This window comes from Nocardiopsis synnemataformans, assembly GCF_965343085.1.
Taxonomy (GTDB): domain Bacteria; phylum Actinomycetota; class Actinomycetes; order Streptosporangiales; family Streptosporangiaceae; genus Nocardiopsis; species Nocardiopsis alborubida.
In genome coordinates this window covers 1-13,120 of record NZ_CBDRFA010000091.1, presented here as the reverse complement: position 1 = coordinate 13,120, position 13,120 = coordinate 1, and the positions used below count along the sequence as shown (strand labels likewise).

The window sequence follows — 13,120 nt, the reverse complement described above, 5'->3', positions numbered from 1 at the left end:
GGCCCCGGGCGGAACCCACTCCCGCGTTCGCCCGCGTGTCCGTCCGGGGAACCGCACCCGGCCCGGGGCCGAAGCCGCTCCCCGGGCCGGACGCCCTCAACCCCGGACAGCCTCACCCCAGGCGACGGGAAGCGCGGCCCGACCGCTCGCCACGATGGACGGGGACTGCTCCACCTCCGCCCCCTCGGCCAGGCGCAGGTCCGGGAAGCGCGTGAAGAGCGCCTCCAGCGCGGTCGCGCCCTCCAGCCGGGCCAGCCCCGCGCCCAGGCAGAAGTGCGGACCGTGCGAGAAGGCCAGGTGCCCCCGCTGCTCCCTCCGGAGGTCGAAGGCGTGCGCGTCGTCGCCGTGGCGCTCGGGGTCGCGCCCCGCCGCGCCGAAGCCCATGAGCAGCGCCTCCCCCTCGGGCACGTGCGTGCCCGCGAGGGTGACGTCCTCGGCCGTGTAGCGCAGCGGCAGGTACTGGATGCTGGCGTCCCAGCGCAGGGTCTCCTCCACCGCGTCGGCCCAGGAGGCACCGCCGGACCGCACCAGCTCCAGCTGGTCCCGGTGGGTGAGCAGCGCGTGCACGGCGTTGGTGATGAGGTTCATCGTGGTCTCGTAGCCCGCGCCGATCATGAGGATCAGCGTCCACACCAGTTCGGTGTGGGAGAGCCGCTCGTCACCCTCGGCCCGCGCCTGGAGCAGTGCGCTGGTGAGGTCGTCGCCCGGCTCGCGGGACTTGCGCTCGGCCAGCTCCGCGAGGAAGGTCTGCATGTCGGCGTTGGTCTGGGCGGCCACCTCCGGGCTGGTGGTCGCGTCGAAGACCCGGCGCATCAGGGTGTGCAGGGTGCCGCGGTGCTCCGCCCCGACCCCGAAGAGCTCGGAGATGACCGTCATGGGCAGCGGCAGCGACAGCGCCGCCTTGAGGTCCACCGGTCCCGTCCCCGCCGCCGCGAGGTCGTCGAGCAGTTCGGCGGTGATCTCGGTGATCCTCGGGCGCAGCTCCTCCACCCGGCGCGGGGTGAACGCCTGCGAGACCAGGGTCCGCAGACGCCGGTGGCGGTCGCCGTCCGCGGTGAGCATGTTGTCCGGGGCCACCCAGGAGATCAGCGGCCAGTCCATGGGGATCTCGCCCTGCGCCCACGCCCGCCAGTGCCGCGCCTCCTTGCGCACGCCGGGGTGGGCGAGGGCCTCCATGACGACGTCGTGGCCGGTCAGCGCCCGAACAACCACGCCACCAGTGATCTCAACCTCGACGACGGGGCCGCGGTCCCGGAGTCCGGCTGTCTGTCGGTGGAGGTCGTAGGGGTGGAGGACGGGGATGTCTGCTGCCATCGCGGTGTTCCCTTCGGGGAGTCGGGCGGAAATTCCACGGGGAGTTCGGCCAGGGCCCGTGCGAACGGGGAGACGCGCCAGCGCGGGGCCGGGTCGGTCACGCGCAGGCCGCGCAGGCGCTTGGTGAGGACCTCCACGCCGACCTGGGCCATGGCCTGGGCGAACCCGTGGGCCGGGCAGCGGTGCGGGCCGACCCCGAAGGCCAGGTGGGCCCGGGTGACATGTTCGATGTCGGGCCCGTTCTCGGCCATCGCGGTGTGGGCCGCGGCGTAGCCGAGGAGGATGGGCTCCCCCTTGCGGATAGTCCGCCCACCGCTGATCTCGACGTCGCGCACGGGGTAGAGGACCGGGTAGTTGGTGATGGGCGGCTCGCGCCACAGGACCTGCTCGACCACCTCGTCGAGCCCGACCAGGGCGCCGTTGAGGGCCCGGCTCACCTCGGGATCGGTCAGGATCGTGTGCGTGGCGGCCGTGATGAGGTTGGCGGTCGGCTCGGCGCCGGCGCCGATGGTCACGACCAGCTGGTGCAGCATCTCCTCGTCGGTGAGCCCCGCCCGGTGCCGGAGCAGCCAGGTGGTGACGTCCTCCCCCGGCGACGCATGCTTCTGCGAGATCGCGTCGGACAGGGCGCGCTCGTACTCGGCGTTGGCCCGCACGACGTCGTTGCCGTCCCACAGGTCGATGAGCGAGGTCAGGACGCGCTCGCCGACGTCGCGCGAGAAGCCGAAGAGGTCGCAGATCACCAGCAGCGGCAGCAGGCGGGCGTACTCGGACACCAGGTCCGCGCTGCCGCGTTCGACGAAGGCGTCGATGAGGCTGTCGGCGTGGCGGCGGGTGCTCTCGCCGACACGGCTCTCGGGCACTCGGCCCAGGGAGTCGACCACCGACCGCTTGAGGCGGGCGTGGGCGTCGTCGTCGGCGAAGAGCAGGTTGGGGCGGTAGGCCATCATCGCGGCCACGGGGGCGTCGTCGGGGACGCGCCCCTCGGACCAGTCGAGCCAGAGCCGGGAGTCGCGCCGGAAGGTGCGGGTGTCCCTGCACCAGGCCGTGATGAGCGCGTAGTCGGCGACCACCCATGCGCTGATCCCGGGGGAGATCTCGGCGGGGAAGACGGAGCCGTGTTCCTTGGCCATCCGCGTGTAGACGTCGTGCGGATCGGCGTGGAACTCGGGGGCGTGGAGTTCGGCGTAGGGGCAGCGGGAAGCCAACGTTTTCCTGTTCTACAGGGGGGTTCGAGAGCCGCGCCAGTCTAGTACCGCAACATGTCCGTTGTTCCTTCCGTCCCATACGTCCCACTCCCACGGGACGCGGGGCGACCGGTCGCCGTGCACAGGCTCCGCCGCGCCGTTCGGGGGCTCCCCGGTCAGCGCCCGGATCAGCGCCCCCGCGCCGACCGGTCCGGCCCGGAACCGCGCTCCGCCGGAGCCGCGCGCCCCTCGGTCCCGGAGTCCCGGAGGTGCCCGGTCAGCGGCGTGAGCTGTAGCATCGTGGCCGGATTCCTCCCCCTGCAACCCACTCCTCCGGTCCCGGCGAAGGCCGTACCGCGGGGCTCCTCGACACACGGGAACGGATGTTCATGGACGCTGAAGACACCCAGGTCATGACCAGGACGGGTGAGTTCACCAGCACCACCCTGAACTGGGAGACCTCGGTCCGGGGTCGGGTCGCGGCGGCGGTCGACCGCCTCTCCGGGCCGCTGTCCGACCTGCTGGAGCGCGACGCCAACGACGGCGACACCCGCATGCTCGTCGCCGACTTCTTCAGCGTCGGACTGAACTTCAGCAAGTACCAGGACATGACCACCGAGTACCGGACCAGCGGGGACTCGATCGACTACGCGATCATGCTGGACGGCAAGCTGTTCGCGCCGGTGGAGGTGCGCCGGATCGGCCAGGAGCTCGACCAGCGCAACATCCAGGTGTCCCGGCGCCTGGCCGTCGAGGAGGGCGCCGAGTGGGTGATCCTCACCAACGGCCGCCTCTGGAAGGTCTACCACCTGCGCCCCGACGGTGACGGCGGCAACAAGCCGGTGGAGGTCATCGACGTCGACCTCACCGACGCCGACGCCTACCAGCGAAACATCGACGCCCTGTTCCACATCACCCGCGAGGCCGTCGACCGCGGTCGGCTGGACACCCTGCGCAAGTGGAAGGAGGCCGTCGAGGCGGCCCCCGTCGCCGAGGTGCTGCGCAGCGACGCCGTGGTGGAGGCGGTCCGCGCGCAGCTGCGCGCCGCCACCGGCCACCCGGGGCACGCGGGCGACGCCGACGAGGTGCGCCGCGCCCTGGTCGAGGAGGTCGTCGCGCAGGGCCTGCTCAAGGGCTGACCCCGGTAGCGGGTCCGGCTCTCCCTGTCCGGACCCGCTCACCCACCCGCTTCCCCGCCGCGGGCCCGACCCGCCCGCGCGTCCCCGCCCCCAGCCGCCTGGTTCGTGCGTTTGCCCCCATTGACACCTGTGATACGCGCCACAACAATGGTCATACTATTGGGAGCGCTCCCAGTGCTTCCGGCCGCTTACCCCCCAGCGGAAGGACCCCCGTGAGTCCGGCACGAAGAAACAGCGCGGTGGCGCTCGGCGCCGCAGCCGCGCTCGGCACGAGCCTCCTCGTCGCCTCCCCCGTCCAGGCCGACGACGAACCGGTCGAGCAGATCACCAACGGCGACTTCGCCGACGGCACCACCGGCTGGTGGGCGACCGAGGGGATCGACCTCGCCGTCAGCGACGACGGAGCCCTGTGCGTCGCGGTCCCCGGCGGCACCAGCAACCCGTGGGACCAGATCGTCGGCCAGAACGACATCCCCCTCGTGGCAGGGGAGTCCTACTCCCTCACGTTCACCGCCTCCGGCGCCGACGGCCTGCCCGTCCGCGCGCTGGTCCAGGAGCCCGTCGACCCCTGGCGCACCGAACTGGACGAGCGTCCCGTGCTCACGCCGACGACGACCGGCTACGAGTACGTCTTCACCGCGTCCGCCGAGATGGCCGACGCCCAGCTCGCCTTCCAGATCGGCGGGGCCGAGGAGGACTGGACGTTCTGCCTGGACGACGTGTCGCTGCTCGGCGGCGCCGAACCCCCCGTCCACGAACCCGACACCGGCCCGCGCGTCCGCGTCAACCAGGTCGGCTACCTCCCGCAGGGCCCCAAGAACGCCACCGTGGTCACCGACGCCGAGGAGGCCCTGCCCTGGCAGCTGGCCGACGCCGAGGGCGCGGTCGTGGCCGAGGGCGACACCGTGCCGTACGGCCTGGACGAGTCCTCCGGCCAGAACGTGCACACCGTCGACTTCAGCGGCTTCACCGGGACGGGCGAGGGCTACACCCTGACCGCCGACGGCGAGACCAGCCACCCCTTCGGGATCACCGCCGACCCCTACGCCACCCTGGCCACGGACGCCCTGGACTTCTACTACACCCAGCGCAGCGGCGTCGAGATCCTCGACGAACTCGCCCCCGGGTACGGACGCGAGGCCGGGCACGTCGGCGTGGAGCCCAACCAGGGCGACACCGACGTCACCTGCCACCCCTCCGCCCCGTGCGACTACTCGCTCGACGTGTCCGGCGGCTGGTACGACGCGGGCGACCACGGCAAGTACGTGGTGAACGGCGGCATCTCCGTCCACCAGCTGATGAGCGTCTACGAGCGCGCGCACACCGCGCTCACCGGGAACCCCGCCCGGGTCGCCGACTCCACCCTGTCCGTCCCCGAGCGGGACAACGGCGTGCCCGACGTCCTGGACGAGGCCCGCTGGGAGATGGAGTTCCTGCTGTCCATGCAGGTCCCCGAGGGCGAGGAACTCGCGGGGATGGCCCACCACAAGGTCCACGACGAGCGCTGGACCGGCCTGCCCCTGCTGCCCTCCGAGGACCCCCAGCCCCGCTACCTGCACCCGCCGTCGACGGCGGCCACGCTGAACCTGGCCGCGACCGCCGCCCAGTGCTCCCGGGTGTTCGCCCCCTACGACGCCGACTTCGCCGCGACCTGCCTGGAGGCGGCCGAGACCGCCTGGGAGGCCGCGGTGGCCGAACCCGAGCGCTACGCGACCGTCGGCGGCGAGGGCGGCGGCGCCTACGACGACGACAACGTGGCCGACGAGTTCTACTGGGCCGCCGCGGAACTGTACCTGGCGACCGGGCACGGGGACTACGAGGAGGCGGTGGTCTCGTCCGAGCTGCACACCGCCGACGTGTTCACCTCCGCCGGGTTCGACTGGCGCTGGACCGCCCCGCTGGGTCGCCTCCAGCTCGCCACCGTGCCGAGCGGCCTCGACGGCCGCGACGAGGTCCGCGCCTCCGTCGTGGAGGGGGCCGAGCAGTACCTGGCCGACGCCTCGGAGCACGCCTACGGGCTGGCCTACGACCCCGAGGGCGGGGTCTTCGCCTGGGGCTCCAACAACCTCGTGCTCAACAACATGGTGGTGATGGCCAGCGCCTACGACATCGGTGGGGACACGCGCTTGCGCGACGCGGTTCTGGAGGGCATGGACTACGTCCTGGGACGCAACGCCCTCAACCAGTCGTACGTGACCGGGTACGGCGAGAACGACGCGGTCAACCAGCACAGCCGCTGGTACGCCAACCAGCTCGACCCGAACCTGCCCAACCCGCCCGAGGGAACCCTGTCCGGCGGGCCCAACTCCGACACCGGCACCTGGGACCCGGTGGCCCAGTCCAACCTGGACGGGTGTGCCCCCCAGTTCTGCTACATCGACCACATCGACTCGTGGGCGACCAACGAGCTGACCATCAACTGGAACTCCACGCTGGCCTGGGTGTCCGGGTTCGTCGCCGACCAGGGCGACGCCTCCCTGCCCGCCGGGTCCTCCTGCGAGGTCGACTACGTGGTCCACGGCGAGTGGCACGACCGCTTCAACACCCAGGTGACCGTCCGCAACACGGGTGACGAGCCCGTGACCGGCTGGGAGCTGGTGTGGTCCTTCCCCGGCGGCCAGACCGTGGAACGCCACTGGAGCGGCGCGCTGGAGCAGGCCGGGCACGCGGTGACCGCCGTGAACACGGACTGGAACGGGACCATCGACCCCGGCGACGAGGTGACGTTCGGCTTCATCGGCACCCTGACGTCCGGGGCGAACGCCGTGCCCGCGAAGTTCGCCCTCAACGGTTCGGTCTGTAGCTGATCCGCGGGCGGGGCGACGACGGCGCGCCCGCCCACGCCGTAAGACCCCCTTGGAGGACGGGGCCCCTCAGGAGAGCGTGGGGCCCCGTCCGTCATTCCCGGGGAGGAAAGGGAGGTTCAGCGCTGCCAGCGCGCCTGGCAGAAGCAGTAGGCGCCGTAGACGGCGACGCCCAGAGCGACGGCCACGAGGACCCAGGGACCGGCCGGGGTCTGGGAGAAGGCCCGCAGCGTGCCGTCCAGCCCGGCCGCCTGGTCCTTGTCGAAGGCGATCGCGGCCTGGAGGAAGAAGACGCCGGCGGCGGCCAGGACCAGGCCCTGGGTGCCGATGCCGAGCACGCCGACGGTCACGACGGATGTGCGTTGGCGCGGCGGGAGCGCGCCGAGCGCCAGCTCCTGCGTGAAGCGGCGGGTCACCGCCTTCCAGATCTGGTACAGGCCCACGGCGATCACGCCGCAGCCCACCGCGCCGACGACGAACCGGCCGAAGGGCAGCGCCATGACCTGGGCCGTCAGCGCCTCCGACTGACTGTCCTGGGACTGAGGCGAACCCTGTCCCAGCAGGAAGCCCGCGATGCTGGAGGCCAGCACGGCGTAGATCACCGCGCGGGCCCCGGACGCGACGCGCTTGGTGGCCTTCTCCAGGCCCACGGCGGCGTAGACCGCCTGCCACACGGTGAGTCCCACCAGCCCCGCCGCCGCGACCCAGAGCAGCAGCATGCCGCCGGTGTTCTGGGCGACGAGCTGGAGGGCGCCGCTGTTGCTCGCCTCCTCGCCGCCGCTTTCGCCGAAGGCGATGCGCAGGGCGAGGTAGCCGATGATGAGGTAGAGCAGGCCCGTGGCGGCGAAGCCCACGCCCGCGAGCCTGCGCAGCCAGGTGCTGTGGGCCGCCTGACGCCCCGCGCGTCGGCCCGCCGCGTGGGCGTCCTTCGCCGAGCGCCGTGCCTTACCTGGTAAGCCTGATGGGGACATGTCCGGCCCGTGCCCGCGAGGAGGGTGCGAAAACGGATGTTTACCGCCAATGCCCCCTTTTCTGCTGGTCAAAGACGTGGAATCCCTCCGGGGCGCCCGTGCGGGACGACGGGTTGGCGCGCGGCTGTCCGGGGAGGCGCCTACTCCAGGGGCACCCGCAGGACGCGGTCGTCCCCCTCGGTCGGCTCCCCGACCCCGTCGAGGTTGCTGGTGGTCAGCCACAGCTCGTCGCCGCCGGGAGCGGTCACCACCGTGCGCAGGCGGCCGTACTCCCCCTGGTAGTGGTCGACGGGCTCGCCCACGCCGCCGTCACCGGTGAGCGGCACCTCCCACAGGCGTTCGCCGCGCAGCGCCGCCACCCACAGGGAGCCGCCCGCGACCGCCGCGCCGCTGGGCGAGGCCTCCGCGGGCCTCCACGTCAGCAGGGGGTCGACGTACTCGTCGCCTCCTCCGGTGCCCTCCACCTCGGGCCAGCCGTAGTTGCCGCCCGGTTCGATCAGGTTGACCTCGTCGAACTCGTTCTGGCCGAACTCGGTGGCGTACAGGTTCCCCTCGTCGTCCCACGCCAGGCCCTGGACGTTGCGGTGGCCGTAACTGTGCACGGGGTTGCCGAAGGGGTTGTCCGGCGCCGGGTCCCCGTCGGCGGTGATCCGCAGGATCTTGCCGCCCAGCGAGTCGGTGTCCTGGGACAGGCCCTCCCGGCCCGCGTCCCCGGTGCCGACGTACAGCAGGCCGTCGGGACCGAACTCGATCCGGCCACCGTTGTGGTAGGAGGCGGAGGGGATGCCGTCGAGGATGACCTCGGTCTCCCCGAAGCCCCCGTCCCCGCTCTCGGGGTCGTACTCCATTCGGCTGATCCGGTTGTCGGAGTCCGTGGTGTGGTAGGCGTACACGTACGGTTCCCCGGGGAAGTCCGGGTCCACGGCCAGCCCCAGCAGGCCGCCCTCACCGTTCGGTGCGGCTCCCTCGACGGTGCCGACGTCGGCGACCGAGCCGTCGGGGGACACGCGGACGACCTCCGTCGAGTCGCGCTGGGCGGCCAGGGCCGAGCCGTCGGGGAGGAAGGCCAGCCCCCACGGCACCTCCAGGCCCGTGGCGACGTCCTCGGGCTGGCCGGGGTCGGTACCGGCGGAGCCGTCCTGTCCGCCCGGCTCCTGCTGACCGTCCGTCCCGCCCGTCCCGTTTCCCTCCGCGCCGCCGGTGATCCCCTGGGCGCCGCATCCGGCGAGCAGGACGAGGGTACCGAGGACGGAGGCGGTACGGAGCACCGCGCTCGCGCGCGCTGAGGGTTCCATGTCCGTTCCCTTCCCCCTGGCGCCGCCGTTACCCCGCAGCGCCGCCGGACGCCTCTTCTGTGCTGTTGTCGTGCCCCTCCTGCAACTCCTCGAACAACCGTTCCAGGTCGGTGAGCATCGCGCTGTGCACGGGCCAGCGTTCTCCGTCCCAGTCCTCGCTCATGCGCTCCCGTGTCCGGTCGATCAGCTGGAGCCCTCCCGCCAGGCAGGAGTCCAGGTCGGCGGAGACGGTGTCGCGCTCGGGTTCCCTGGCCTCGTGGACGGCGTCGAAGGCATCGGCGGCCGCGTCCAGGAGCGGGGCGAACTCTCGGAGGAAGGCGTCGCTCGGCTCGGGGAAGCGCGAACGCCCCTCCTTCGCTGTCCGCAGGGTGCGGATGAGGGACTGGAGGTGGCGTGAGGACCGGCCCAGGGCGAGGATCCAGTCGTGGTAGGCCTTCGGAGCCCTCTTCGGGGGAGGGCTGGAGAGGAGCCGCCTCGGGTTCAGGCGTGCCCGGTACTCCTGCTGGGAGACCGACTCCCGGGCGTTGCGCTCGGTGTTGTCGAACCCCTCCGCGACCCGCACCCAGTAGGCGGCGTCGTCGAGTCCCTCTCTGCCCCCGCGGAGCGCCTCGGCCATCTCCTGGGCGAGGTCGCGCAGGCCGTCCGCGAAGTCGAACACGGCGCTCTCGGCGTCGCGGAAGCGGATGGCGGGCGCGAAGACCGTGTTCGTCACGACGGCGGCCCCCGCTCCCACCAGCACCATGAGCAGCAGCGTCCCGAGATCCACGGGGCTGCCCGCGGTGCCCCCGGCGAGCGCGAACGCCGTCACGACGGGTATCTGCTTGCCCTGGTCGCCGAAGACCGTGAACTGCCCCGCCACCATCGCGAGGAGCACGGCCAAGGCGAAGAACCACACGTTGAGCCCGACGGTGAGGCCGGTCAGGCCCGCGATCAGGGCGCCGAGGAAGACCGCGGGGACGTAGCGCAGGGACTGGAGCACCGACCCGTACACGCTGGGCCGCACCACCAGGAGGGCGGAGAAGGGGGCGAAACTGACCTGGGCCGAGTCCACCATGAGCGCGCCCAGGACCCAGGCTCCGGTGGAGGCGATGACGCACTTGGCGATGATGACGGCGGTCTCACGCTCGTAGCCGCGCCGCTCGACGACACGGCGCAGCACCTCGCGGGCGTTGGCCGCGGCCCTCCTCAGCCGTTCGACTGCCATCCGGTCTCCGAATCCTGGTTCCTCTCCCTGACCAGTTCGACGCCGTCGGCGCCGCTGAGGGACTCGGCGGCCTCCCGCCATGACAGCCGGGGCGGCATGGGCTGGCGCCCGCGCACCCGGGCAAGCTCGCGGCGGACCCTGGCGAAGACCGCGAAGTCGCGGGGGAAGGCCGACGGGTCCGTGCCCAGGAACGAGCCCACCTTGACGGCCCGGTCGAGCACGCGCGCCCACCGGTCGGCGCCCGCGAGCCCCACCGACTCCACGCCGTGGGAGAACAGGGTCAGCCGGATCTCCTCGTAGTCGGGCACGCGGTCCAGATACTCCTCCAGGACCCGGAGTGACGGTTCGGTGTTGAACACCGTCCAGAAGGGGACCGAGCCGGTGCGCAGCGCCCAGTAGGGCTCGACGAGCATGAAGGACTCGACCAGCAGCCGGTCCGGGGACAGGCCCCGCCGCCGGTACCAGTCGCGGTACAGCCCGGCGACGGCCGGGCTGAGCGACTCCGGTTCGTCGTAGCGCAGCCGCAGCAGCTTCCACCCCTGCTCCTCGGCGAGTTCGCGCAGGTCGTCCATGAGCTCGGGGGCGAACCCCCACTCGGCCTCGGGGCTGTCACCGTCGGGTTCGGGCCCGACGAAACGCGTGTAATCCGACCCCTGGGTGCGCAGGAACGCGCGGACGCGCTCGCTCCCGTCGCGGATCTCCTCCGGACCGGCACCGCCGAAACCGCCGTGCTGGAAGACGTACCGGGCCCCGACCCGGGTGGTGGGCCAGCGCAGGCCGCAGTCGGGAACCACGAGCGTGCCTCCGGGAACCAGGTGTTCGCGCAGGAAGCGGCGGTAGGCGTCGGGCAGCCGCAGCCACTTGACCCGGAAGTAGCACATGCCCGAGATCATCAGCCGGTCCTGGTTGGGGTCGTGCATGTGGTGCAGCCGCCAGTCGGGGTTGGCCCGCACCAGCTCCTCACCCGTGGAGCGCATCTTCCGCAGGTCCGCCGACGCGTCCTCGGGCGGTACACCGCCCCGGCGCACCGGGATGAGCAGGGTCTGCGGGAGCCACGGCGCCTCCATGGCGGCGGCCAGGTGGGTGAGCGCCCCGTTGGAGGAGCCCACGAACGCCACCTCGGCCTGCTTCTGCGGGTAGTGGCCGGCGACCCAGGAGGCGAGGGCGTCGGAGTCGATCTCGCCGATCCGGTGGCACGGGACGGCCTCCGTCCAGCCCGCCGCGGCGTAGACGCGCTGCTTGAGCCCTCTCGGGGCGTGGTTCGCGGCGCCCGCTACCAGCTCGACCGCGCCCTCCAGCGCGCGGGGCGCCTCCCCGGCGAGGGGGAGGTCCCGGCCCGCGTTGTACGACGACAGGGTGCGCAACATGGTGGTGGCCGAGTCGAAGCCCGCCACGACCCTCTTCGGCTTCATCGGTCTCGTGGGTCTCGTAGGTCTCATTCCTCTCCTCGGTCCCGCGCCGCCGCACGCGCGAAATCCTCGACCAGGTCGGCGACCCGTCCGGGGGCGGTGGCGGTGAGCGCGTGGGGTTGTCCGGGCAGGGTCACGAGCCTTCCGCGGGACAGCAGCCGGGTGACCTCTTCGGCCCAGGGCTTCGGGCACAGGGGGTCCCTGCTCCCGCGCAGGACCAGGGCGGGCTGCGTGACCCTCGGCAGGACCAGCTCGATCCGGTGGTCGCGGCTGGTCAGCCAACTGCGCACGACCCGGCGCATCCCCGCGTTGCGGTAGTCGGCGACGCCGGAGACCGCCACGGAGAGGCCCTCGCGGATGTTGTCGCGCAGCAGGCGCGCGGCCAGCGCGGGCAGCGAGCGCGCCCCGGGGTCCGTCGTGGGACCCGCCAGCACGAGCGATCCCACCTCGTCGGGCGCGCGCACCGCAGCCTCGGCGACCACCTGCGTCCCAAGGGAGAGCCCGAGCAGACAGGGCCGTTCGATCCCGCGGACACGGAGCCACTCCAGGAGGGCGTCCGCGAGTCCGGTGACCGTGGGCGTGTGGTCGGGCGCGGTGCTCGCGCCGAACCCCGGCAGGTCGACGGCCCAGGCGGGCGTCCTTCCCGCCAGGGCCATGACCACGGGCAGCGTCTGGCGGGAGGAGACCCCCGCGCCGTGCACGCAGACCACCGGCGGCCCCTGTCCGGGCACGTGCCACCAGGCCATCGCCGAGCGTCCGACCCCGTCCGTGCCCCTGCGGGCCTCCATGCGTACCCCCGAACGGCCTCCTCGGCTCCGGTCATGTGGTCGCCACAACTACCCAGTGCCCCCGCCTTCAACCCACTCCCCGACCGAGGCGTGTGGAGACGCCGTGGGGCGGTCAGGGAGGTACACGCAAGGGTGTGCGCGCGAAGGGAGCCATGAGATGGGCAGGAAGTCGGATTCGCCTCCGAAGCACCCGTGGTTGAGGGGCGCTGTGCGGGGTGTCACGGGTGCGATGGCCATGAGCGGTATGCGGCAGGTCGAGGTCGGTATGGGGTTCACCCAGCGCACCCCGCCCGAGGCCGTCCTGGCAGAGGGCGTGCCCGCCCTGCTGGAGAGCGTTCCCCCCGAGCGGAGGAAGGCCGCGATCGAACTGGCGCACTGGGGGTACGGGGCGGCGGCGGGCACCGTGTTCGCGCTGCTGCCGCGCCGGGTGAGGCGGTGGCGGCTGGCCGGGCCGGTGTTCGGGGTCGCGGTCTGGAGTGCGTACGAGCTGGCCGTCGCCCCCGCGCTCGGCCTCGCCCACGCGCGCAGGCATCGGCCCCAGGAACGGTGGGCGTTCCTGTTCGACCACGTGGTCTTCGGGCTCATGGTCGGGGAGCCGCCCGAGACCGCGGTGGCCGGAACCGGAGGCTCCGAGGGTGACGCGGAGGAGAGGTGCTGCTGCGGGGGCCGCGAGGGTCATGAAGACCGTGGGGATCACGGAGACCATGGAGACCAAGGGCGCGCTGGAGGCGCTGGAGGCCGTAGGAACCGCCGGGGGCGTCGGGGACACGAAGGTCGCCGGGGCCACAGGGAGCACAAGGGACACGGAAGTCACTGCGGTCACGGAGACCACGAGAACCACGGGAAGCACGGGGAGCACGGTGATAACGGTGGCCATGAAGGCCACGGTGATCATGGGAAGCACGATGATCCCGGGAAACACGGTGACTGCGGGGAACACCGGAGAGGGGGAAAACGTCACCGGCCCTGACAGCGGAGAAGCGGGGGCGGACGACCGGTCCTCTCCCCG

Annotated in this window: 9 protein-coding genes and 1 pseudogene; 3 read left to right on the top strand and 7 right to left on the bottom strand. The window is 72.4% G+C overall.

Annotated features, from left to right (window positions below; all coding sequences use genetic code 11):
* Nucleotides 1-96: 96 nt before the first annotated feature.
* Nucleotides 97-1,212, bottom strand: coding sequence for a cytochrome P450 family protein (locus ACSIH6_RS34455; protein WP_435112516.1), 1,116 nt, complete (start codon nucleotides 1,210-1,212; stop codon nucleotides 97-99).
* A complete protein-coding gene (locus ACSIH6_RS34450) occupies nucleotides 1,194-2,522 on the bottom strand; it encodes a cytochrome P450 family protein (RefSeq protein ID WP_435112515.1) in 1,329 nt (442 codons plus the stop codon). The genes ACSIH6_RS34455 and ACSIH6_RS34450 overlap by 19 nt, the downstream gene beginning before the upstream one ends.
* A gap of 368 nt (nucleotides 2,523-2,890) precedes the next feature.
* Between ACSIH6_RS34450 and ACSIH6_RS34445 the strand changes: the two genes are divergently transcribed.
* Entirely contained in the window at nucleotides 2,891-3,640 is a 750-nt protein-coding gene (locus ACSIH6_RS34445; RefSeq protein ID WP_435112514.1) for a hypothetical protein, read from the top strand.
* Between the two features lie 212 nt (nucleotides 3,641-3,852).
* Complete coding sequence (locus ACSIH6_RS34440; RefSeq protein ID WP_435112513.1) at nucleotides 3,853-6,447, top strand: glycoside hydrolase family 9 protein; 2,595 nt, start codon at nucleotides 3,853-3,855, stop codon at nucleotides 6,445-6,447.
* Between the two features lie 116 nt (nucleotides 6,448-6,563).
* On the opposite strand, the gene ACSIH6_RS34435 is transcribed toward ACSIH6_RS34440, so the two are convergent.
* From ACSIH6_RS34435 to ACSIH6_RS34415, 5 genes are all read right to left on the bottom strand, one after another.
* Nucleotides 6,564-7,298, bottom strand: a complete 735-nt coding sequence (locus ACSIH6_RS34435) for a DUF1206 domain-containing protein (protein ID WP_435112512.1) — start codon at nucleotides 7,296-7,298, stop codon at nucleotides 6,564-6,566.
* Between the two features lie 257 nt (nucleotides 7,299-7,555).
* Complete coding sequence (locus ACSIH6_RS34430) at nucleotides 7,556-8,710, bottom strand: PQQ-dependent sugar dehydrogenase (protein ID WP_435112511.1); 1,155 nt, start codon at nucleotides 8,708-8,710, stop codon at nucleotides 7,556-7,558.
* Between the two features lie 28 nt (nucleotides 8,711-8,738).
* Entirely contained in the window at nucleotides 8,739-9,914 is a 1,176-nt protein-coding gene (locus tag ACSIH6_RS34425) for an FUSC family protein (RefSeq protein ID WP_435112510.1), read from the bottom strand.
* Nucleotides 9,896-11,326 carry a hypothetical protein gene (locus ACSIH6_RS34420; protein WP_435112509.1) on the bottom strand — a complete coding sequence of 477 codons (1,431 nt, stop codon included), beginning with the start codon at nucleotides 11,324-11,326 and terminating at the stop codon, nucleotides 9,896-9,898. The genes ACSIH6_RS34425 and ACSIH6_RS34420 overlap by 19 nt, the downstream gene beginning before the upstream one ends.
* A 23-nt stretch (nucleotides 11,327-11,349) precedes the next feature.
* Nucleotides 11,350-12,111 carry an alpha/beta fold hydrolase gene (locus ACSIH6_RS34415; RefSeq protein WP_435112508.1) on the bottom strand — a complete coding sequence of 254 codons (762 nt, stop codon included), beginning with the start codon at nucleotides 12,109-12,111 and terminating at the stop codon, nucleotides 11,350-11,352.
* 677 nt (nucleotides 12,112-12,788) lie between these two features.
* On the opposite strand from ACSIH6_RS34415, the pseudogene ACSIH6_RS34410 reads away from it, so the two are divergent.
* A pseudogene (locus ACSIH6_RS34410) lies at nucleotides 12,789-13,120 on the top strand (hypothetical protein); the annotation flags it as partial.

Excerpts from the sequence above, each read along its gene's own strand:
- ACSIH6_RS34420 (WP_435112509.1), bottom strand. The coding sequence starts at position 11,326 with ATGAAGCCGAAGAGGGTCGTGGCGGGCTTCGACTCGGCCACCACCATG.
- ACSIH6_RS34415 (WP_435112508.1), bottom strand. The coding sequence starts at position 12,111 with ATGGAGGCCCGCAGGGGCACGGACGGGGTCGGACGCTCGGCGATGGCC.
- ACSIH6_RS34445 (WP_435112514.1), top strand. The coding sequence starts at position 2,891 with ATGGACGCTGAAGACACCCAGGTCATGACCAGGACGGGTGAGTTCACC.
- ACSIH6_RS34425 (WP_435112510.1), bottom strand. The coding sequence starts at position 9,914 with ATGGCAGTCGAACGGCTGAGGAGGGCCGCGGCCAACGCCCGCGAGGTG.
- ACSIH6_RS34430 (WP_435112511.1), bottom strand. The coding sequence starts at position 8,710 with ATGGAACCCTCAGCGCGCGCGAGCGCGGTGCTCCGTACCGCCTCCGTC.